At 39.2% G+C, this 21,312-nt stretch carries 15 protein-coding genes; all 15 read right to left on the reverse strand.

Going from position 1 to position 21,312, the window contains the following annotated elements:
- Positions 1 to 48: 48 nt before the first annotated feature.
- Complete coding sequence (locus VGE44_RS08605) at positions 49 to 1,551, reverse strand: DUF7133 domain-containing protein (RefSeq protein ID WP_331077983.1); 1,503 nt, start codon at positions 1,549 to 1,551, stop codon at positions 49 to 51.
- Positions 1,548 to 2,693 (reverse strand): plastocyanin/azurin family copper-binding protein, encoded by a 1,146-nt coding sequence (locus VGE44_RS08610; protein WP_331077985.1) that lies wholly within the window; start codon positions 2,691 to 2,693, stop codon positions 1,548 to 1,550. Before VGE44_RS08610 ends, VGE44_RS08605 begins: the two co-directional genes overlap by 4 nt.
- A gap of 26 nt (positions 2,694 to 2,719) precedes the next feature.
- Positions 2,720 to 4,093 (reverse strand): enolase C-terminal domain-like protein, encoded by a 1,374-nt coding sequence (locus VGE44_RS08615; protein WP_331077987.1) that lies wholly within the window; start codon positions 4,091 to 4,093, stop codon positions 2,720 to 2,722.
- Between the two features lie 35 nt (positions 4,094 to 4,128).
- Positions 4,129 to 5,202, reverse strand: a complete 1,074-nt coding sequence (locus VGE44_RS08620; RefSeq protein WP_331077990.1) for a dihydrodipicolinate synthase family protein — start codon at positions 5,200 to 5,202, stop codon at positions 4,129 to 4,131.
- A gap of 31 nt (positions 5,203 to 5,233) precedes the next feature.
- Positions 5,234 to 6,250: an NAD-dependent epimerase/dehydratase family protein gene (locus VGE44_RS08625; RefSeq protein ID WP_331077993.1), complete on the reverse strand. Its 1,017-nt coding sequence runs from the start codon at positions 6,248 to 6,250 to the stop codon at positions 5,234 to 5,236.
- 172 nt (positions 6,251 to 6,422) lie between these two features.
- A complete protein-coding gene (locus VGE44_RS08630) occupies positions 6,423 to 7,826 on the reverse strand; it encodes a putative oxidoreductase C-terminal domain-containing protein (protein WP_331077996.1) in 1,404 nt (467 codons plus the stop codon).
- A gap of 26 nt (positions 7,827 to 7,852) precedes the next feature.
- Positions 7,853 to 8,536, reverse strand: a complete 684-nt coding sequence (locus VGE44_RS08635; protein WP_331077998.1) for a DUF1080 domain-containing protein — start codon at positions 8,534 to 8,536, stop codon at positions 7,853 to 7,855.
- A gap of 153 nt (positions 8,537 to 8,689) precedes the next feature.
- Entirely contained in the window at positions 8,690 to 10,063 is a 1,374-nt protein-coding gene (locus VGE44_RS08640) for a neutral/alkaline non-lysosomal ceramidase N-terminal domain-containing protein (RefSeq protein ID WP_331078000.1), read from the reverse strand.
- 44 nt (positions 10,064 to 10,107) lie between these two features.
- Entirely contained in the window at positions 10,108 to 11,106 is a 999-nt protein-coding gene (locus tag VGE44_RS08645) for an amidohydrolase family protein (protein WP_331078002.1), read from the reverse strand.
- A gap of 17 nt (positions 11,107 to 11,123) precedes the next feature.
- Entirely contained in the window at positions 11,124 to 12,209 is a 1,086-nt protein-coding gene (locus VGE44_RS08650) for an alpha/beta hydrolase (protein ID WP_331078004.1), read from the reverse strand.
- Positions 12,210 to 12,258: 49 nt separating this feature from the next.
- The gene (locus VGE44_RS08655) at positions 12,259 to 13,359 is read right to left on the reverse strand and encodes an alpha/beta fold hydrolase (protein WP_331078006.1); all 1,101 of its coding nucleotides are present in this window, start codon (positions 13,357 to 13,359) and stop codon (positions 12,259 to 12,261) included.
- A 92-nt stretch (positions 13,360 to 13,451) separates the two neighbouring features.
- Entirely contained in the window at positions 13,452 to 14,525 is a 1,074-nt protein-coding gene (locus tag VGE44_RS08660) for a DUF5017 domain-containing protein (protein WP_331078008.1), read from the reverse strand.
- 20 nt (positions 14,526 to 14,545) lie between these two features.
- Complete coding sequence (locus VGE44_RS08665) at positions 14,546 to 16,369, reverse strand: RagB/SusD family nutrient uptake outer membrane protein (protein WP_331078010.1); 1,824 nt, start codon at positions 16,367 to 16,369, stop codon at positions 14,546 to 14,548.
- 19 nt (positions 16,370 to 16,388) lie between these two features.
- Positions 16,389 to 19,565: a TonB-dependent receptor gene (locus VGE44_RS08670; protein ID WP_331078012.1), complete on the reverse strand. Its 3,177-nt coding sequence runs from the start codon at positions 19,563 to 19,565 to the stop codon at positions 16,389 to 16,391.
- Between the two features lie 338 nt (positions 19,566 to 19,903).
- Positions 19,904 to 21,256 (reverse strand): hypothetical protein, encoded by a 1,353-nt coding sequence (locus tag VGE44_RS08675; protein WP_331078014.1) that lies wholly within the window; start codon positions 21,254 to 21,256, stop codon positions 19,904 to 19,906.
- Positions 21,257 to 21,312: the final 56 nt, after the last annotated feature.

A 21,312-nucleotide genomic window follows, 5' to 3' on the forward strand; every position in this document is an offset into this window, starting at 1 on the left:
AAATTTATTTAGAATTCAGATTATCAGACATATATACTGCTTGATTTCTTAATAAACAGAGGAAGATTTCAATTTATTCAGGGTGTAACATATCAGTTTATTGTTCAGCGAATCACCCGTTGAAGTTTTAATATCTCCCAAATTCAATTCATAAACGTAACCAGGCTTTAGGCTTGCCAGAGTCAGTGATACCTTCTTTCGATCATTAGAAATTTTGATATCGGTAACAGGAACATTTTGAATATCAAACTGATCAGAACCATATTTACTTTGGTACTTATAATAGTAGTGCCGAAACTTGAAATTTTCAGGATTTGTAGCAACCGATACATCCAGCGGCTCCGTAAAGGTCAGATCAAAGCCTTTTTCAGTCAGATTCATACTATAGATATCAGCAGGTGTTTTACCTGTAAAAACTATCCGTTGAATACCCTGGTCACCGAGCCATCCATGAGAGTTTTGACCAATCCATAAACTGCCATCCGGGGCAAATACCAATCTGTTATTCCCTTTACGAAGGCCGTTTCCATCAAGAAAAGGAATACATGCACCTTGTAATTCACCCCCAACCCGCTCAAGCATTACTCTAACAATCCTTTCCTTATTCATCTCACCGATGATCAACTGTCCAGTGAAAGGGCCAAATTTACCTGAGGTATTATCGCAGACAGGCTGAGTTGGTGAGTTTGCAATAATACCATGCGGAAATAAGACAGCTCCTCTGGTTCGCATGCTATCCAAAACCGGTATTGGTAATAAAAATGGATTACCTCTATTCCACCCCTTTTGCCAAACCAGACTTCCGGGGTGACCATAAAACTTTCCTTCCTGTACGTGATGCAAGGGACTGGTACCAATCCAGTCACCCTGGTTATCAGTTGCAAACAGATTACCTTCAAGATCAAAACCAATTCCGTTTGGAGAACGGAAACCAGATGCAAAAGGTCGCAAAATACCATCCTTGCCTAACTTCATCATCCATCCACGATAAGGTAAATTCGAAAACATCTGCCCTTTACTGCCACTCTCACGACCAAGGGGATTGATTTGACCACGAACTTCAGCTCTGATGTTTCCCCCGCCAGAAGAAGAATTCAGGGCGATAAACAGATTACCGTCCTTATCCTTAACCGGACCGTAGTTGAATTCATGGTAATTACCCGAAAGTCCGAAATCATCCGTAACCTTTTCATACAGATCCGCCACCCCATCCCCATCCGTATCTTTAACCCTTGTTAATTCGGGACGTTGCATTATTAATAATTCAGAATTACTGACTACAAGAATCCCTAATGGATCATGCAGGCCTTCAGCGAACAATTTCCATTCTTTTGTTATGGTATTGTAGGTCATTACCTCTCCTCTGGTAAAACACGCAACCAGGCGGCCATCGGGCAAAAATTCAACAGCACCGGTCTCACTTGTTAGTCCATCTGGCATTTTGATGGTTTCAACCCTGTAAGATTTATTTGTTATCTGGGCAAGAAGAGAGTCCAGGCAGGTAAAAACCAACAGTCCTGTCATGAAAATGGAAATCACTTTATACTTCATAACATTCCCCCTTCCTTCATAGTCATTGTAATGCTGAACTTTCTGGCCTCTTTGGGTGTTAATCTTAAGCTATTCCCTTCCCATGACCCGGCTGAGGCCTTATATTTAACCCCATCAGATTGATCGGTGTTGAACCATACAGTATTTTTAACATCCGGAATGCTAAAAGTCCTGATTAGTCCCTGGCCATCAACATTTGGTAGAATCAGCTCATAAACATCAATTCCGTTTATTGTATAGTGAAATTCAGGATAGCGGTTAATGAGTTTATATCCTTTGTAATCTAATTTTGGAGTTTTGTTATCCGCACTAAATGATAATGGAAAATCTGTTTTATCCCTAAAAAATACATTTCCAACAACTTTTGCTGATACATCGCCTTTACCTTTCCAAAGCTCAGAATTATCGAGGAAGCCACCACTCCATGCAAAACGCAACTTACAGGTACCAGCATCCCAGCAGTAGGATAAATCACCAGGGAGACTAACTGCAATTGCCGCAGGACTCGCCCCATCAATAAAAACACGGTAAATATATGGTGATACGGGGGTGTAGGGATGTAATGTTTTGATTTTTACAGCCTGATCCTTGACCTGATGGTTAGTATGCTGAGTACCCGACAAAGAATTATCTCCGGCTCTTCGGTTTGGAGGAATATTAGGATCATCCTTTAGTTCAGGCATTCGTCCATCTGAGCTAACATACATTGCACCAAACATGATAAAGCCATGACCCGGAAGGGTACATACATAAGGGTACACTCCTTCCTGTTTAGGTGCTGTAAAACTCAGTGTTCTGAACTGATTGGGATTGACGACAGGGATTGACCACAAAACAGATGAGGAAATTGGAATATAGTCCAATTCCGGACCTTTTTGACCTAATTTAAGTGCCTCATTTACAACATCAAGCCTTGCTCCTGGCTTTGTGATGAGAAGATTATGACTCATGTCATCACTGTTACTGAAAATCAGGTTTAATTTTTCGCCTGGCTTAACATTAAACCTTACCAGATCGAATTGAAGGCCAACTAGTACATCAATTTTTATGGTTCTTATTGTATCTGCATTATTCTGCGCATACAGTTGTACAATTGACAGAAGGGCCAGCATCAAGGAAAATATCTTTTTATCAGACCTCATCAATGCAAAAATTACAATGTTATAAATTAAAACATGGACTGATAATGATCTGAGGGATCAAAAATCCCCCCGCTTCTCTCATAAAAATCAGGACTCAATTCAAAAACCCCTTTGTTTGGGACCATCCAGGAAGCGTGTGCAGCAGGATGGTAATTAACCATATTTTTCCAGTTAACATAATTCATATCCCCGTTAGTTTCCATCATACCCATATTTATTACAGGAAATGGTGCAAGATGGGCTGCCAGATTTTTGTTCCAGTCAATTAAGATAGGATTCACAGTTAAATCAGCACACATACATGGAACATTTCTTTCTGCGGCAAGTTTGGCAATCTTTATCGACAGACTGAGTGTTTTTGCAATACCTTTCAGTACCATGACCTTATATCCCTGATCAAGGCGTTTTATTGCAGATTGTTCATCATGTACACTTTCATCTGCGCCGATTCTGAGGTCGATATCTGCGACACTTTCTTCATTATTTTCATTCAAAGGCTCTTCAATCAGCAGAATCTGATCGAAGGCACCGATCTTACGAGCATGATCAAGATATTTTAAAAGAGTTTCCTTTTTCTCATACCGGGCATTTGCATCTATCGTATAAATCAATTTACCATTTTCGGTCTGGTTGGTCCGAAGATCTTTAAGGGTTTCATGGATCAGGCTTAATCTGTTAATATCAGCTTCAATCATCTCCGACTGAGTACCGGGTGCACCTGATTTGATTTTAAAAACAAAATATCCTTGTTTTGCAGCATTTTTCAAATCCTCCATAGGCATGCCATAGGGTATTTGATACATGATGGCAATTTTTTTATTCCTATGGGATAAAGCCTTTTTATACTGCTCAGGAATCATATCCTCAAAACTGCTAAATTTATTTTCAGCAGCATAGGTAAGCCAGGCAGCATTATCCACACCAACCAGAGCGTTATAGACAAAATTGATGTTCAGATCGTGTTTTGCTGTAATTATTTTCCCATCTTGAATAACAGCCGGCAAAATTTTATCAAGCAATTCAGGAGGTGTTCTGAATGGAGTTTTTTTGACGTGTTCAAGAGCTTTGTTAACCAGGTTGTACATCATTGCATTCCCTTCAGTTTCTGACTGGCGCGGAAATAAATCCGAATCTCCATACAGAACACTCTGTGTCGCTAAACCTATCCTGGAGATACCTGAATCAGATTGCATTCTGGAGGCTACCTGCCATAATTCAGTTAAATATCCTCCCTTAAATCCGAAAGGACGAATAAGCTTTTCTCTTTCAAAGCCCGACTGCGTCCTGACAATATTAATCATTTTTAAAGCAGCGGAATCAGCAGCATAAAGGTCAGTGAGATTCATAGAACTTAAGGCAGCTAAAGCGCCGGCACTTTTAACAAATCTTCTTCTGTCCATCTTGAAAGTTATAAAATTAGTTAATAAGGGAATAGCTATTTAGATAGAAATTCTGCAAGCAGAAGTTCTTTAACAAACTGGTCATCAATAAGATGAGGATAAGATTTACACACCCGATCAATTTCTTCCATCTGTCCTGGTGATAATTCTTCCTTAGGATTCAGACACCAGCGGCCTTCCAGTAAACCCTGTCTTCGTAAAACCTCATGAATACCAGGAATGCATCCGTGAAAATTATTTGCAGGATCGAAGATTGCAGCATTCATATCTGTCACCTCAATTCCTTTGGTTAGTAATTCCGCAATACCCTTATTGCCATTGGCTTTACAGGCCTTTATTTCTTCAAGCAATTTAACAGCTGCCCTTGTCCATACGGCCCAATGGCCAAGCAAGCCACCAACAAACTCCTTTTCAACCCTTTTACCGTTTATTGCGAAACTGTATTTCGTCAACAGATCAGGTATGATATTATCATCATTACCTGTGTACAGATCGATTTCATTGCATCTTGAGGATGCGCACACGGCTCTGACTACGTCGAGAGTCTGATAACGGTTAAATGCAGCTACTTTAATTGCCTCTATATTTTTTATTTCAGCAAACTCCTGCCAGAATTCATATGTAAAGATACGTCCACCAACCGAAGGCTGAAGGTAAAATCCAATAACAGGCATAACAGCCGCCACATCGCGAACACGCTGAAGAATGGCTTTCTCGGTCCATGATTGGAGTCCGCCCATACTGAGTAACCCTAGATCAAAACCATATTTCAATGCTGTTTCTGCTTCCTTAACTGCCTGTGCAGTTGGTCCGCAAATTCCTGCAATCTTAATAAATGGTCTACCCGGTTTTGAAGCATCGATCTCATCTGAGACAACCCTCAAAACGGTTTCAAATAGGTTAATTTCCGGATCCCTGATCTCAAATTGTGTTGAATGCACTGCAACAGCAAGGCCTCCGGCCCCTGTAGCAACATAATATCTGGCAAGTCCTCTCTGACGAGCTTCATCAAACTGCCGGGAAGAGTTTAAAGCCAATGGAATTGCTGGTAGAACTGTTCCACTTTGCAGTAAACTTTTAAGCGCCGGATCTAATGTTTTGGTTGACATATTTTAATCAATTTATCTTAAAAAAATCTATTTAAAACTGACCTTTTCTTTCCTGGAAATGAGTAGGCTTATTAATCATTTTTCCCCCACCCTGAAGCCACGCTACAGTCATTTCAATCATATCTCGGACTGTTACTCTTGGATAGCCAAATAACTTGTGCGCTTTGGATGCGTTACTTAATAATGCATTGGGTTGAGGATCATTCACAAATAATGGCTCCTTATTCATTAAAAGTCCAAACTGCTCTGCAACCCATTTAACTGATAAAGTCTCCGGACCGGTAACATTAAGAATATTTGCCGGAACTTCACAATGCAGTAAAGAACGAATGGCAATCTCATTCGCATCACCCTGCCAGATCACATTCACACTACCGGTTGTAAGGTCAATGGCCCTTCCTTCATTTACAGACTTTGCAATCTCCAGCAAAACGCCGTAACGAAGATCAATAGCATAATTTAAACGATAAATCAAGGTTGGAATCTGGTATCTTTCAGAGAAATACTGAAAGATACGTTCTCTGCCTAAACATGACTGACCATATTCACCTACTGGCGCCGGAACATGATCTTCAGAAAGACCGCCTGAGCCGATTGGCGTGAAGGGATAAACATTTCCTGTAGAAAAGGCAACTATACGTGAATCTTTATATCGTTCAGCAACACGGCCGGGCAGATAAGAATTCATAGCCCATGTAAAAGGTTCTTTTCCAGTAGTTCCGAATTTGGTACCTGCAAGGTAAATTATATTTGGTGCATCAGGTAAAGCAGCAAGGTCCTTTTCATTCAACAGATCGGCAGATATCGTTTCAATACCATCTGCTTCAAGTTCTTCACGAGTACCTGCTTCAGAAAATCGTGAAATTCCAATAATTTTTTTGTCGATTCCCGCCTGAGTTATAGCTCTGCGAGCCAGTTTTGCCATACTCGGCCCCATTTTCCCACCAACACCCAACAAAATTATGTCCCCATCGATCTTTGCGATATCGTTGATCAAAGCATCTGTTGGCTTTAATAATTCTTGTTCTAATACTTCTAAATCAGTCATTTTTAATCTTAATTATATAACAATTCATTAACACGATCATCTTACAGGATGATGATCAGGCAAAAAAATCTATGTTCCAGCCAGTGCTGAAAAATACAAAACTATTTTTGTAACCTATATTCTATCTCAACAAAGCCCTGCAGCTCGATTAAACCCTGTTATTATTCTAAATTTACTTTTTTAAAGCCATTTCTGCTGCTTTTGTAGTTGTGTAATACTTAGCAAGCATATTTGGCACCTCCCAGGCTGGAAGTTCTGCTCCTTTTAAATAAGTCAGGTAATTTTTTACAACTTCAGCAAAATGTTCTTCATGAGGCACTTTAAGCATTTCAGGTATAATCAACTCCCATTCTTTGCCAGCTTTCTTCACAGCAAGACCAGGATATAAAGCTTGCAACCTTCCTATTGCATCCATTAATTGTTTTTCAGAATTTGGTCCTGAATTCAGTAATTCAAGATAAACTACCGGCTTATAGTTTTGCTCTTTACCCTGTCTAATTAAGATATTGGCTTTAGTTCCCCTCATTTTGGCAAAATGTGTATCTCCAGATCCCTCAGGTGCTTCATAATTCCATTTTATCCCAACACGTGCATGAACACCTTTAATTGTATAATTCATTTCACCGTTTGACATTACATTCAAAATGCCATTTTTGATGTATTTCTGAAGGTAATCAGGGAACTGGTCCTTTTTAGTTGATTTCTGAAACTGTTCCAGGTTGAGCTGTGTAGGCCACTCCTTTGCTGAAAGCATATTGATATCCTTCTTATAATCAAGGACTACATCAGGAAAACATTCCCATTGAATAAGGTCCACCATGTGTGTGGTAATATCAACCAGTCCGCGACCCTCCTGTTCCACATCAAAGAACCATGCGGGTCTTACCAGGGGCTTACCTGATACATTCTTATAAAAATGGTGAACACTTTCCTGCATTACTGCCGGATTATCAGGAGTGCCCTTTTCCAATGAGCCAAAAAATGCTGTATCCTGACTTAATGCACGCTGAAGAACATAGTAAATATTGTAGCGTTCTGTCATGATATCGTACAAAACAACGTTTTTCTCCTTTGCTTTTGCAAAGGCACTTTCAAGTGACCTGAACCCATCCTGATCAATTGCCAATGGCTTATCAGCAAGTACATTCATTCCTGAATCAATTGCCCGACTGATATAATTCGTCTTTAATTTATTGTTACCAGAAATAATGACCACATTTCCCGCCTTCTCACTGAACATTTTTTCAAGATAATCAGGACCACGGTAAATTTCATGTTTCCATGATGTCGGATTCTCCTCCCTTGAATTATAACTATCAACCAGTTTCATGTGATTATCTAATTCTGATCCTTCTGGAGCATAGATGTGAACTACTGAATCAATCTCATCATACATTGATTTTTGCAGTAAGGCAGCATGGAAATGACCGGGGTCAAGAGTGATAATGCGAATTTTCTCATCTTTCATATCACCATTAGGCTGTTTATTGCCACAACTGCTACCTGTGAGCAAAATAGCTGTTCCAAACATCAGGAATGTATTCCTGACAAATGAGAATGTCTGTTTATTCTTCATAAATCCAATTTTAATGTTCAATGTTCTTATAATTCCCTTATTTGAATATTCTTAAAGTAAGCCTTATTACCATGATCCTGAAGTCCTATCTTGCCATCCGGGGATAATCCATAATCCGGGTATTCCTTCCACTTACCTTCAGATCTAAGCTTATGCCATGCCTTGGTCCATGCTTTGAATTTAACAATCCGGATGCCGTTTAGCCAATGTTCTACACGCCCATTATTAAAGATAATCCGGGAAGTATTCCATTCCCCTACCGGTTTAAGTATCTTATTTTCACTTGGAGAATACATTGCATAATCGGCACCAGCCTTTTGTGAATCTTCCAGTTTAGCAGGAAAATTTACGTCATCAATAATCTGATATTCAGGTGAGGTCTCGATTGCCCTTTTGTACTTTGGATCTTCCACAATATGGTAGAAAACACCACTATTGCTCCCTTTGTCAACTTTCCATTCCCATCTTAGTTCAAAATTCCGGAATGAGCGATCGGTGATAATATCTCCTGATCCACTGGGACCTTTGGCTCCTAAACATACCAGTGAGCCATTTTCTATCTTCCAGTTTTTAATTTCTTTGGTGCTGTTAAAGTGGTGCCAGCCATTCAGACTTTTCCCATCAAAAAGACTGATCCATCCCTTCCCGGGATCAGCAATAGAAGTGTAAGTGATAAAAATAAGGGCCAAAAGCAACTGGATTCTCTTCATAAAATTTTCCGTTTACGTACACGTAAATATAGTAGATTTCATTTTGAATTCTAAATAGAGCGATAGATAGTGTCGGTAAGAAATAAAATATGAAACCAGAGCGATGCGGAATTGCTATCAAATATCTTTTCACATTCCCTATTCCCTATTTCCCTACTTACCATTTCTAATCAGACCGTTCTTCTCTGAAAGTTTAATTACTTCATTTAAGATCCTTGTTTCGATACCTACCTGCCACTTGGAAGGCAGACCATAAACGGTGTGAGATTCACCTTCATAAGAACCTTCTTTTAGCACCAGTGATGAAGGAACATAGGCCATAACATCGTTTGAATATCCATATACAAATGCATCAGCGCCCAGCATTTGTTTAATTTTTATAGAATATTCAATCAGAAGTTCACCTCCAAGACTTACAATGGGCTGATCTCCTATCGACCATACCTGAACAGGATATGGGTAAGATGTTATTAATTTTTCTCCTGATCTGATCTTACCCCTCATACGTTCGGCCCATCTCTTTTGGTAGGGAACTGTAGTAGAGCTTATGAATTTTGTATATTCTGCCTCAGTTGGAGGAGTTGCCAGCGGAAGGTCCAATTCTGAGTAACTTGTAATCAATCCTGAAGGCAATTTCCTCATATCTTCTTCCAGTACCCGCTCAACTGCTGCAGCCAGTTCCTTTCCATATTGCTTAGCCAAAGGGACAGTATGTCTTGGTAAAGGATTCTGATCAGCACCTGCACTTTGAAAAAACATTGCAGTGGCGCCGGGATAAGCTTTTTCTAGCTCAATCTGTGTAAATCCGGGATAATCACCCGACCAATCATAACCACTTAAGACTGTTGGATGACAGGCATATCCAAAAGCAATTGCTTTAATATCTCCTTTTGCATTCAAAACCTTGATTACCGGTACTGCATAATCATTGGGGCCCTGCAGTTCAGTAAGCTGGGTAAGTAAATTTGCTACATTGTTCCGGCGGTTCACCTGAAATCGAACAACCCCATTCTGAGAATAAAGCCCTGCTGGTTCAAGATTCTTTAGAGCCTCTCCTACCATAGTTACTACCTGATCCTCCAGTATTTTGGTGTATTGTTTAATACTTTCTATTTGCTGATTATCAAGGACGTAAATATCCATGAGCGCATCCCCAATTACAGGCCCTGAGTGCGTATGGGAACTGTTCAACAAAATCTGAGCACGATCTAATCCATATTTTGATTTTATCCGGTCTCTGATCCGGTCAGATACATCTTTAGGGAAACCCAAAAGATCAGAACTGATCATTACAGCCTTATTTCCTTTTGAATCTTCGAGAGCCAGAGCCTTTGCCCATATCGGATGCAAAGTGCCTTCTGATGAATGGGTACGGGAAGCAAAACCGGCCATAGGCATTGCCATCTTAGGGGTAATATCGGCTTTGCCAACACCAGCTTTCCATTCAAGGCCAGGAGTATGCTGCGCCTGAACCGGATTTATGAAGGCCACGATGATTAAAAGCAGATTAAAGATTGAAATTTTCATTCTGAAGGTTTTAAGATATTTAAGTTTGAATAATTTATAGATGCTTATGAAAGTTTGAATAATTTTTGGGCATTCTCAAACAGGATTTTCCTTTCGATCGCTTTATTTGGAGCTAATTTACGGATAGCAGGTATGATATTAGCCCCAAGACAGGATTTTCCGGTACCCGATGAGTCAGAGCAGTCACTTCCAAAAAGTAATTTATCCTGATGACGTTCTAAAAATCCGCGGGCATGATCTTCATCTCTGGTCAGCGATCCTAATCCGGAACCTGCTGAAAAATCACCGAACATATTTGGATATTCTGTAAGCAGGCGATCTGTAAGTCCGCCCCTGGTGACATTACCTTTTGGATAAAGAATATTCTGATCGATGTGATTCTTATCTATATCAGCCCACCAGGTTTGTGCATGACCAATAAAATTCACTTTTGGGTATTTCTTCAGCATAGTGTGAAAACGTTCAATGCCTCTGTTATACATATTATACTGCCAATGCATCAGAACGGGAACATTATAAGACTGAGCCAGTTCATAAATATTTTGCATCGCCGGAGAATCGCAATCGAGTCCGAATTTGAGTTCCCCGATAACAGGAGCACCAAGCTTCAGATATTTTTCAATTTCCTGTACTGCACCCGGCATATCCGGAACTTCATTTGCACCGAAAATAAACTCATCAGAATGAGCTTTTGCAAATTGATAGCATATTTCATTACCAGTGGCTTTAGCCTGCAGTCCGTTGCTATAACCATAATAGGTTGAGCCATAACTAAGCGGACGACCTGCAGGCAATAGAATTGTTTTAGTCACTCCCATTGCACGCTGATGAGGTATCAGCAAATCATTTGATCTTCCACTGTAATCTGTATGCTGGTGTATATCAATAATTGGCTCTGCAGCATTTCTAAGATCCAAAACTGCATTCTGATCCAGAGTATTTGCAATCAAGGAAGGAACAAATCCCATAGTTAGGGCAGCACCAAGTCCTACCATTGAATTTTTGATAATAAATTCTCGTCTTGAATATTCTTTTTTAAGCATTCCGGAAGCTGATTAAATTATTTAAATTCAGTATATCTGGGTGTATGGCCCAGTATTTTATCAATAAAAGCATAGGCTTCTTTACGGCTTTCGAGAGGAAAATCGTGTTCATCGTCAGGGTAGCGTACCTGCAGTTTATCTAATGAATTGAGGTTCCGGTATATCGGCTCTACCAATGCAATTCCTGCCTGAACACCTTTATAATCAAAATTGGCATCCCTGCTTGGAGAAACTGAAAAGAATGCCCTTGGAGCTATTGCTGCAATCATAAGATTAAAGTCAAAAGGAACCTTTTTATTTTCCAGATTATACTTTGTTCTTAACAATGGCATATAGCGGGTTTGAGCCCAGGGACCAAGTCTTCCACCATACTTCTTTTCAGCCTCGGCTCCAATATTGTAAAAATCAAGTTGTGTCCATCCGCAACTGCTAACAGCAACTTTTATGCGCTCATCCATTGCAGCCAGGAATATAGAATTATGTCCACCAAGAGAATGTCCTAACACACCAATATTTTCTGCATCCACATCAGCCCGGCTTTGAAGCAAATCAATACAACGCATGTGATTAAAAATACCTTTCATTGTACCTGATTTATAACGATCCGTATCAAAATTATAATCTTCAGTATCACCAAAGCTTGGGAAATCAGGAGCAATTACAATATATCCCCGCTGAGCAAGTTCCCTAGCATGGGAGCGGTTAGCTTTATTTCCCTGTCCATCAACAGCCTTTCTACCTAAAGGGTCAGTCTCATGTAAAACCAGCATTGCCGGTAATTTTTGGGGAGTACCGGTCTGTTCCGGAACATACAGATATAAAGGAAGAACCTCATTGTTTTCCACTGTGAAAAGTATATTATACCGAATGAAACCAGATTCCTTAACACTGTCAATAACCTGAATATCAGAACGTTTTATAGCAGTTCTCTTAGGTAAATTACCCATTACCTTTTGCATATTCTCTAATACTTCCTTTCTGTATTTTTGATGATCCCCCTGAACAGTATTTTCCTGAGCAATTGCTAAGGCAGGAAAAAGTAAAAAGAGAATGATAAAAATTGGTCTTGTACCTGCAATTTGACGGCTTTTCGGCTTTATCATGGGATGGGAATATTTTTAATAAATATATAATCAAAAAATCAAAAACGAATTACTTTACAGGTGCATAAAGTGGTGTATGTCCAAGAGTTCTATCTAAAAAGCCATAAACCTCTTTGCGATTTTCAACCGGAAAATCATGACCAGCATCCGGATAACGTACCTGTAACAAATCCGCTGCTACCAAACTATAGTAAACTTTTTCAGCCAGTGAAATACCTGCTCTCACACCATTTACATCAAAGTTTGCATCCTTGAGAGGTGATACAGAGAAAAATGCTCGTGGAGCAATAGCTGTTATAATATCATCAAAATTGAAGGGTATCAGTTTCGCATCCAGTTTATATTTTGTGCGTATAAGCGGCATGTACCTTGTTTGTGCCCAGGGACCAAGTCTGCCACCATATTTTTTTGATCCTTCATCACCTATATTATAATATTCAAACTGGGTCCAGCCACTGCTCGATACTGCAACCTTTAATCGGGTATCAAAAGCGGCAACAAACATTGCGTTATGTCCACCAAGAGAATGACCTATGACACCGATATTTTCAGAATCAACATCTGCTCTGCTCTGCAGCAGATCAATACAACGCATATGATTAAATATTGCCTGCATCGTGGCTGATTCATATCTGTCGGTATCAAAATTATGATCCTTCAGATCACCAAAACTTGGGTAATCAGGGGCAATAACAACATAGCCGCGTTCTGCAAGTTCACGGGCATGTGCCCGGTTTGGTAGTGGACCCTGACCATCTACAACACCTTTTCCGAGTACACTTGTTCCATGCAAAACAAGCATAGCGGGGATTCTTTGAATACTACCTCTTTGTTTTGGCACATAGAGGTAAACAGGTAATCGTTCATTTACTGCGACTGCGAAACTTAGTGTATACCGGGTAAATCTATCCTCCTTTACACTGTCAATGATCTTAATATCAAAGTCAGGTAAATTTGAACGATCAGGAAGTTTACCCATCACTTTTTCCATACGCAGTAAGATCTGCTGCCTTTTCTTTTCATGAGAAGCAGAACTTTTAACTGGCAGATCCCTTATTTCATTTACATAATTCAATTCCTGCCAAATATGAGTAGGCAAAAAATTATAAGTTAAAAACAGGATCAAAAGAAATTTTGAGATCAAAGTCATATCCTCTGATTTTAAATTTTCGGAATATACTATAAAAATAAAAGGACTAACCCGCATTTACGGATTAATCCTTTTATCTGATTTAAATCAAATTAAGGAGTTATTGTAATTGTAATCTCCTTGGTAACAACTTTTTGCTGATCTATATTACCATTAGCCGCAACGAAGGTGGCTTTGTAGGTACCGGCCTTTGCATAGGCATAACGGTATTCTGTTAAAACAGGATTGGTTAAACCTTTGATAGCTGTTGACCAATCGGGGCCAAGATCAACCTTATCAATACTTATAGCTTTACTAACAGCCCAATGCTCACTTTCCGGATCATTATACGGACTTGCCGGATCAAATGGCACAAAAGGCTTAAAGACTGCAGTCGGCTGATATGCCGGATCCAGGGGATCATAGATTGGATTTTTAGGATCAAAGATCGGATTTGCAGCATCAAATTGGGGCAGACTTGCATTCAAATAGGTGTTCGCCTGAAGTGTCAATCTTGTCGCAGTAATGGAGGATAAAGCTGGAGCTTTATCTTTTAAATCATCAACAATTCTGAAGCCCGCACCCGCCTGATCTGCAATAGTTAATGCCAGAGTATTATCAAGCAATTTCTTACTGTTCAAAGTAAAAGTCTGAATGAACCACTGACGGGCAATACCATTGGTAGCCTGTTTCTTGGTATTATAGCGAAAAGCGAAATATATTGGCTTTCCAGCTACAATAAGATCAGATACATCAACTGTACCTGAAGCAAGAAAAGCTGTAGAAGTACCAAGTTTGAATCTGTTGGTTATGTCCACCCAGGTCGCGGCCTTCAATTTTGCCACACTGCTGTAATCACCATTGAAATTTGTGGAAGCCAGAAGCGAAAGTTGATTAGCCTGAGTTCCCAATTGAACACTGCTTGTAAAGGCAAGTGTTGCACCTGCTCCTGCTACGTCAGCTACTCTGCCTGTTCTCGAAGCATAATCTTTCAAGAGTTCTCCTGAATAAAAGGATATTGTTTGTGCCTCACCTCCTGTAATTAAAAACTTAACAGATTCACCAGCTTTATAGGTAGTTTTTTCGGCAGTTACATCAAAAGATGGTGCATCTGCCTCAATTGTTGGTTTTTCACAGGACGCCATTATGAGTGCCGCAGCGAGGATACTATATATTTTTAGTTTCATAATTTTTATTTTAAATTAAATTATTCCCAACCCGGATTTTGAGTCATTTTTAAGTTTGAAGACATTTCATTGATTGGAATTGGCATCAAAAGATCACGTGAACTCACATTCGAATAGTATTTAACAAAGAATTGTCCCGGACTTTGCTGCTGTAATTTATTACCCATATCCTGATGAACTTTCAGGAATATTCCCCAGCGAAGCAAATCAGCTTTCCTTAGATTTTCAAAGTTAAATTCTCTCATTCTTTCATCCTGAATTGCTTCTAAGAATGCTTCTTTAGAGGCCGGGTTAATATTACCGTCAGTTGCTTTATTTATTGTTGCTATTGCAGTTGCACCTGAACCACCTCCACCGGTGATAGTAATAGTAGGAACAGAAGAATATTCCCCCTCATTAAAGAAAGTAATACCCAATTGATCGCGATCAAGTATAATTTCAGTTACTTTGCCTCCCGAAACAGTAGCCTTTGCTGTTGCACCGCCATTACCACTAAATGTCACTGTTGGAGCAGATGTATAGCCTGAACCTCCATTTGTTACTGCAATCGTTTTGATACCGGTAGACCAGGCTCTTCTTCTAACCTTGTTGAACGCTTCCACAGCATCAGCAGTCGGACCTTTTAATTCATTTTCAGCTTCTGCATACATTAATAGAACATCAGAATATCTTAACAGAACCATATTTTGAGGTGTTCTTGTAGGAGCTTTAGGAAGTAAAGTTTCGTATTCCCTTCTCCATTTAGCAGGCTTCATTAGATTTTTGGCATTATCATTAACTGGCAATAATGCCAGGCTTTTACTTCCATTAGTGCTGGAGATTGTATAAGTAAAATGAGCAATGCTAAACCATTTACGATTATCACCAGGTTCAAATTTATCATAAAGTTCAGAAGTGATATTCATATAAGCATCCGCTCTTCCTGTAGCAGAATTAACATTGGACGCTGGTCCATTGATCCAGCCAATATTTCCGGTTTCAACATACTGATCAGTGAGGTTTCCAAAAAATTCAACTTCCCAGATGCTTTCCTTGATATCATATTTATCACCGGCCAGCTTCATAAAAATGTCTGGATAACTTGGGTTTAAAGAGTGGCCTGCTTCTGCATCATCTATAACCATTTTGGCCCATTTACTTGCTTCTGCATATCTGGTTTTGTCTTTAACCGGTTCACCGGCCATATGCAAGTTAACTCTTGCTAAAAGACCACGAACAGCTGATTTACTGATTGCTCCGCCAAAACCAAGAGTTTTGATACTCGGAACAAGTTTTTCAGCAGCTTCCATATCTTTAATGATCTGCAAATAAACATCTTTAGCACTTGCTCTTGTATCATCAACATCAACTACAGAAGTTGTAGGTTCAAGCTTCAATGGAACACCACCAAAGTATTGCACCAAAGTAAAGTAATAATACCCTCTCAAGAATAAGCACTCCCCTCTGATCGCATCACGCTTTTCTTGTGCTATTGCCGTATTCTTGTCCACATTTTTAATCAAAACATTAGCCTTATTAATCCCTGACCAAAGATTATTCCATAAACCTGCATTGTATTGATCTGCAGAAGAGTAGAAATAATTCCATGGACCTGTTGTCAACGTAGCTCTGTTCATATAACCTTCATCAGCAGTCCATGCAAGCAGATAACTTGCATAAGTACCATGTAAACCACCGGCACCCAGGTGATCGTAGACGCCGGCACGGGCGAATTGTAACTGGGCTTCAGTCTGATAATAATTATCCGGATTCAGGAAATCCGTTGGTTCTGTCGCCAGATATTTCTTACAAGAGCCTAAACTCATTAAGAATAGTGTTGCGAGTATATAGTGTTTAATTTTCATTTTCTTTAAATTAATTTCGTTAAAATCCTGCTTTAATACCAAAGGCAATTGTTGGTGATCTTGGATATGATGAATAGTCAAAACCCGGCGTTAAGGTATTATTTCGGGTAGAAACTTCCGGATCCATTCCTGAATAGTTTGTCCATGTAATCAGGTTCTGGGCAGAAACATTAACACTTAAATTACTCAGATATGCAGTCTTAATTAATTTTGCAGGTAAATTATAATTTAATGAAACCGTTTTCATACGCAGGAAGGAACCATCCTCTACTACTCTGGAAGAGTGGAAACCAATTGGACCTTGTCCGCGGGTACGATAATTTTCATTTGTTGGATTGGTAGGCGACCAGCGGTTTGAATAACTTGCAAACTGGTTTATATTCGCCCAGCCGTTACTGTTACCTTCCATAATCAGCCTGTTGGCATTATAGATATCATTACCATAAGACCATTGGAAGAACACATTCAGATTGAACGCCTTATAAGTGAAATTATTTGAGAAACCACCAGTATGAATTGGTTGACCCCTTCCGATGAAAGTTAGATCAGCATCATTCATGATCCCATCACCATTCATATCCCTGTATCTGATATCACCCGGCTGAATTGTATTACGAACAGCTCCGTTGGTAGCTATTGAAGGCTTCAGTAGATAAACACCTGGTGAAGGATTATCAAAATCTTCATACTGATAGTTCCCTTCCCAAATAAAGCCGATCATCATACCAGCTGGCTTACCAACTTCAGCAACGTACAATGGCTTATTAAACTGAGATACGTATGTAGAATTACTGTTCAGTGAACGCTGACCACGTGTTAGTTCCATTACCTTGTTTCTGTTGAAACTGATATTGAAATTACTTTCCCACATGAAGTTCTTTGACTGAACGTTTACAGTGTTCAAGGTTAATTCCAGACCATCATTTCTTAACTTACCAATATTTTTAACAGCAGAGGTAAATCCGGTAGATGGAGGCAAAATAGCGTTAAGCAACAAATCTTCTGTTGTTTTACGATATAAATCAACCTCAAATGTGATCCTGTCTTTTAGAATCCCAATTTCATAACCTAAATCAATAGTGTTGACTTTTTCCCACTGCAGATCAGGATTACCAACCGCTGAGACATAGTTTGAAGCAATTGGGGTTGAATTATTAAATGAATAACCATTGATATTTTGATCCAAACGTGCATACGTAGCAAAATCATTAACCCGGTTATTACCATTACTACCATAACTGGTTCTCAGCTTGGACGTTGAAATGCCAGGAAAGGTTTTAGCAAAAAAGCCTTCTTTATGCATATTCCACGCTAATGCCGCTCCAGGGAAATATCCCCAGTGGTTGATGAACTTGGAGGAACCATCTGCTCTGAAGGTACCGGTAACAATATATTTGGATTTATAGTTATAGTCTAAACGGCCGGCATAAGATGCCATAGTATTTCGGCTTGAATATGAGTCCTGATTATAAGCCAGACCTTCATCCAATCCATCCATCCCAAGATTCTCATTTGGCAATAACCTGCCACCATAAGACTTCCCATTTGAATTACTACTGTTAATAGCAAATAAGCCGAGTCCTGTTATAGTGTGATCCTTTTTAAATGTTTTCTTGTAATTCAGGGTTGTTTCATTAGAGAAACTATTTGAAAAAATATTACTGATCGAACCATTAACCCCATTTACATTATTCGGGCTGGATCCTCCCTGTGCCGTTTTCGAATTGTAGAAACGTTCAAGTGTTAATTTATTATGACGGATACCAGCAGTTGACTTTAAGACCAGATCTTTATTGATATCATAACTGATATAACCGTTTCCTTCAACCAGGTTAGTGATGTTGTATGAGTGCTGATTCTGAAGATCAATAAATGGGTTAACCCTAAAATCTGAAGCATTCAAGGCTTCATCATCAACTAAATCTGTCAGAAGGTTATCATTTGGATTAGGCGTTATCGGACGGTATAACCATGTTCTTGCTAGTGCAAAAGCAGTTGGGTTACCCGATGTCACTGCACCCTCACTGATAATCTGACCGTTTTGCTTAATACCACTGTAATTAGCCGTAATTCCTGCTTTAATCTTATTGCTGATTGTTTGGTCAACTGTTACCCTTCCAGAATAGCGATTGAAACCAGTATTTATAATAGAACCAGCCTGATCGAATAAAGAACCTGATATAGAATATTTAGTCTGCTCAGTACCTCCTCTTAATGCAAGATTATAATTCTGAATTGTTCCTTGTCTCAAAACATAATCCTGAAAATTGATCCCTTCAACTCCTCTGTAATCTTCAAGTGTTTTACCATTTGCAAAAAATGCCCTTGTAGTCGCAGAATTCGGGTTTAATTCATCCTGATATTTGATAAACTCGTATGGACTCATTAATTCCATAGGAGTTGGAACAGATTGAATACCATATGAACTGGAGAAGTTTACAGTTGGTTTGCCTACCTTTCCACGCTTTGTCTGAATCAAAATTACTCCGTTTGCTGCCCTTGATCCGTAGATCGCAGTTGAAGAAGCATCCTTTAATATGGTCATTGATTCGATTTCCTCAGGATTGATAGATCCAGGATCCGGATCTTCTACCGGAAATCCATCAATAACGTATAAAGGAGATGTACTTTGAGTTAAAGAACCCGCACCCCTGATCACAATATTGATACCACCACCCGGCTGACCATCAGCTGCGTTAACCTTAACACCGGCCACACGACCCGCTAAAGCCTCAGCAAATGTTCCAACAGGAGCTTTCATCATTTCATCCATTGGAACAACTCCAACAGATCCTGTAAGATCGGGTTTCGCAACAGTACCATAACCAATGACAACTACTTCACTTAGGGAAGAGCTTGAGACAAGCATAGTTACATCGATTGTGGTTCGGTTACCCACAACAAGTTCTCTGGTTTCCATTCCAAGAAATGCAAATACAAGTGTTTCAGTACTTGCAGCCTGGATGCTGTATTTTCCATTTGCCAGAGTTGTGGTACCTCTGGTTGAACCCTTAACCCGTACTGTCACTCCGGGTAATGGCTGTCCAGCTTCGAAAACTGTACCAGTTATAGTTTTTAATTGCTGGGAAAAAACCTGCTCAGAAAAACTGAGGAAAAGCATCAGCAGCATTACTACCCCTACTCCGGAGGGATAATACCTTTGTTTTTTAAACTTCATCATGTAAATTTTTAGCATAGTTTATAATTAATAGTAAATAAATAGGCAGGTGAGCAATACGGGTGCGTACCCGTATGTAAAAAAATTAAAAAAAAAATGCATTCTTAATCATAAAAAATAAAAGGCAAGAGTTAAAATAGTTAGTTTAACATGTCAAAAAATCACTTTGACGGCATTTATTTATATTGATCTGTGGCAAATTATATAAAAAGCGACGAATACAGAAAGTTAAAATATTTTAAAATATACATTTCTGATGCTGCAACAAGAGAAAACTATCATTCGGTTACGTACACTAATATATAAATAATTGTAAAAATTAAAAATTTATTTAGCTCAATTTGCAGAAATTAAACTTAAGACTTATTAAAAGGATCAGCGATTTTTATAAGATCGGTTCGTGTGAAATCATTTTCTGTGACCCTTGCAAGTGCGTAAACTTCACCCCTCTGCCCTACAGCAATAGAATTTACATACAATGGGCGATCCCCATTGGGATAAAAGATTGGGCCATGATCCTGATATATTCCCTCTGGTATATTATAAGTTACCAAATGCAGATTTTCAAGGCCTTTTGCTGCACCTTTAGCAATCTCAGTTTGACCTGTGACACGCTTTCCGTCAATATATACAGGACCGCCTGTCAGGTAATAAATAGTCTTACCATCGGGTCCAAGTTGAAAGCCAAGATAGCCATAACTAAACTGATCGAACATACCGCTTTTAGCTGAAGGCTCTGAAGTAATACGTCTGACAAGCTCTATTTTAGATTTTTTAGGATCGAACTTAAATAAATATCCTGAATTCCCATGAACTCCATAGGCTAAACCCTCAGGTTTATACCAGAAAACTTTTCTCCAGTTATAACCCATACTTCCAGGTCTGGTTGGATCGTATTTACCAAAATAATCAAGCCTGAGGTTTACGTTTTCAAGTTTATTGATGCGCCCTTCTTCAGGGTTATAGCTAAAAATATCACCCTCTGAAGTAGAAAAATGTACAGTTCCATCAGAAGGGTCTACCACAAGAGAACGGCATAATGAACGAAAATCATCACCTGGTTCCCCTCCTTCACCATTTCCTGATGTACGACCCAGGTCTTTTAATTCATTTTTTTCAATATCATAATGTATAAAATTACCTTTGGGCCAGGAAATACCAAAAATATGTCCACGGTCACGATCCATTGTCATCGAAACCATACCTTCTCCATTAGGTACCAAAGCAAGGTTTTCGAACTCTCTTGTTTGCATGTCATAAGAAAGAATATGTCCACCCGGGTATAATTTATACCCGGAAGGAGGATTAACCGGAAGCCGGTCCATTCCATTGATTAGTTCATAATAACCTACATGAGTTGAGAAGTAAAGCTTCCCATTCCTTTCAAAGAACCTTGCATGACTTTTCCCCTGCGGAATGAACATCTGATCTTTTTCGCCACAGATTTCAGTAAGATCTCCAAGAAACTCTGTCTTATCAGTCCTGGGATTATACAGGTACATTTTACCTCCAACATGGATCTGGTCTGATGATAATATATAATAAATATTCCCATCACTTGCAGCTGATAATGCATTGTAAGTATCATGGGCCTCTTGAAATCCCGAATTATAAGTAGTGGCGGTAAGATGATTTACTTCATCCGTTTCATTAATATAAGTTTCAGCTTTTAATTGATTCAATTCAACAATTCCGTCTAATTTGTCCATGCAATATTATTTTGTATCAAAATATTCCCAACAAGACCATTGGCCTATATGCTTTT

The sequence above is a fragment of the Daejeonella sp. genome, from assembly GCF_036405355.1.
Classification (GTDB): Bacteria; Bacteroidota; Bacteroidia; order Sphingobacteriales; family Sphingobacteriaceae; genus Daejeonella.

Coding starts and splice junctions, on each gene's coding strand:
- VGE44_RS08615 (WP_331077987.1), bottom strand. CDS start 4,093: ATGGACAGAAGAAGATTTGTTAAAAGTGCCGGCGCTTTAGCTGCCTTA.
- VGE44_RS08635 (WP_331077998.1), bottom strand. CDS start 8,536: ATGAAGAGAATCCAGTTGCTTTTGGCCCTTATTTTTATCACTTACACT.
- VGE44_RS08605 (WP_331077983.1), bottom strand. CDS start 1,551: ATGAAGTATAAAGTGATTTCCATTTTCATGACAGGACTGTTGGTTTTT.
- VGE44_RS08650 (WP_331078004.1), bottom strand. CDS start 12,209: ATGATAAAGCCGAAAAGCCGTCAAATTGCAGGTACAAGACCAATTTTT.
- VGE44_RS08655 (WP_331078006.1), bottom strand. CDS start 13,359: ATGACTTTGATCTCAAAATTTCTTTTGATCCTGTTTTTAACTTATAAT.
- VGE44_RS08660 (WP_331078008.1), bottom strand. CDS start 14,525: ATGAAACTAAAAATATATAGTATCCTCGCTGCGGCACTCATAATGGCG.
- VGE44_RS08665 (WP_331078010.1), bottom strand. CDS start 16,369: ATGAAAATTAAACACTATATACTCGCAACACTATTCTTAATGAGTTTA.
- VGE44_RS08620 (WP_331077990.1), bottom strand. CDS start 5,202: ATGTCAACCAAAACATTAGATCCGGCGCTTAAAAGTTTACTGCAAAGT.
- VGE44_RS08630 (WP_331077996.1), bottom strand. CDS start 7,826: ATGAAGAATAAACAGACATTCTCATTTGTCAGGAATACATTCCTGATG.
- VGE44_RS08610 (WP_331077985.1), bottom strand. CDS start 2,693: ATGAGGTCTGATAAAAAGATATTTTCCTTGATGCTGGCCCTTCTGTCA.
- VGE44_RS08625 (WP_331077993.1), bottom strand. CDS start 6,250: ATGACTGATTTAGAAGTATTAGAACAAGAATTATTAAAGCCAACAGAT.
- VGE44_RS08675 (WP_331078014.1), bottom strand. CDS start 21,256: ATGGACAAATTAGACGGAATTGTTGAATTGAATCAATTAAAAGCTGAA.
- VGE44_RS08670 (WP_331078012.1), bottom strand. CDS start 19,565: ATGCTAAAAATTTACATGATGAAGTTTAAAAAACAAAGGTATTATCCC.
- VGE44_RS08645 (WP_331078002.1), bottom strand. CDS start 11,106: ATGCTTAAAAAAGAATATTCAAGACGAGAATTTATTATCAAAAATTCA.
- VGE44_RS08640 (WP_331078000.1), bottom strand. CDS start 10,063: ATGAAAATTTCAATCTTTAATCTGCTTTTAATCATCGTGGCCTTCATA.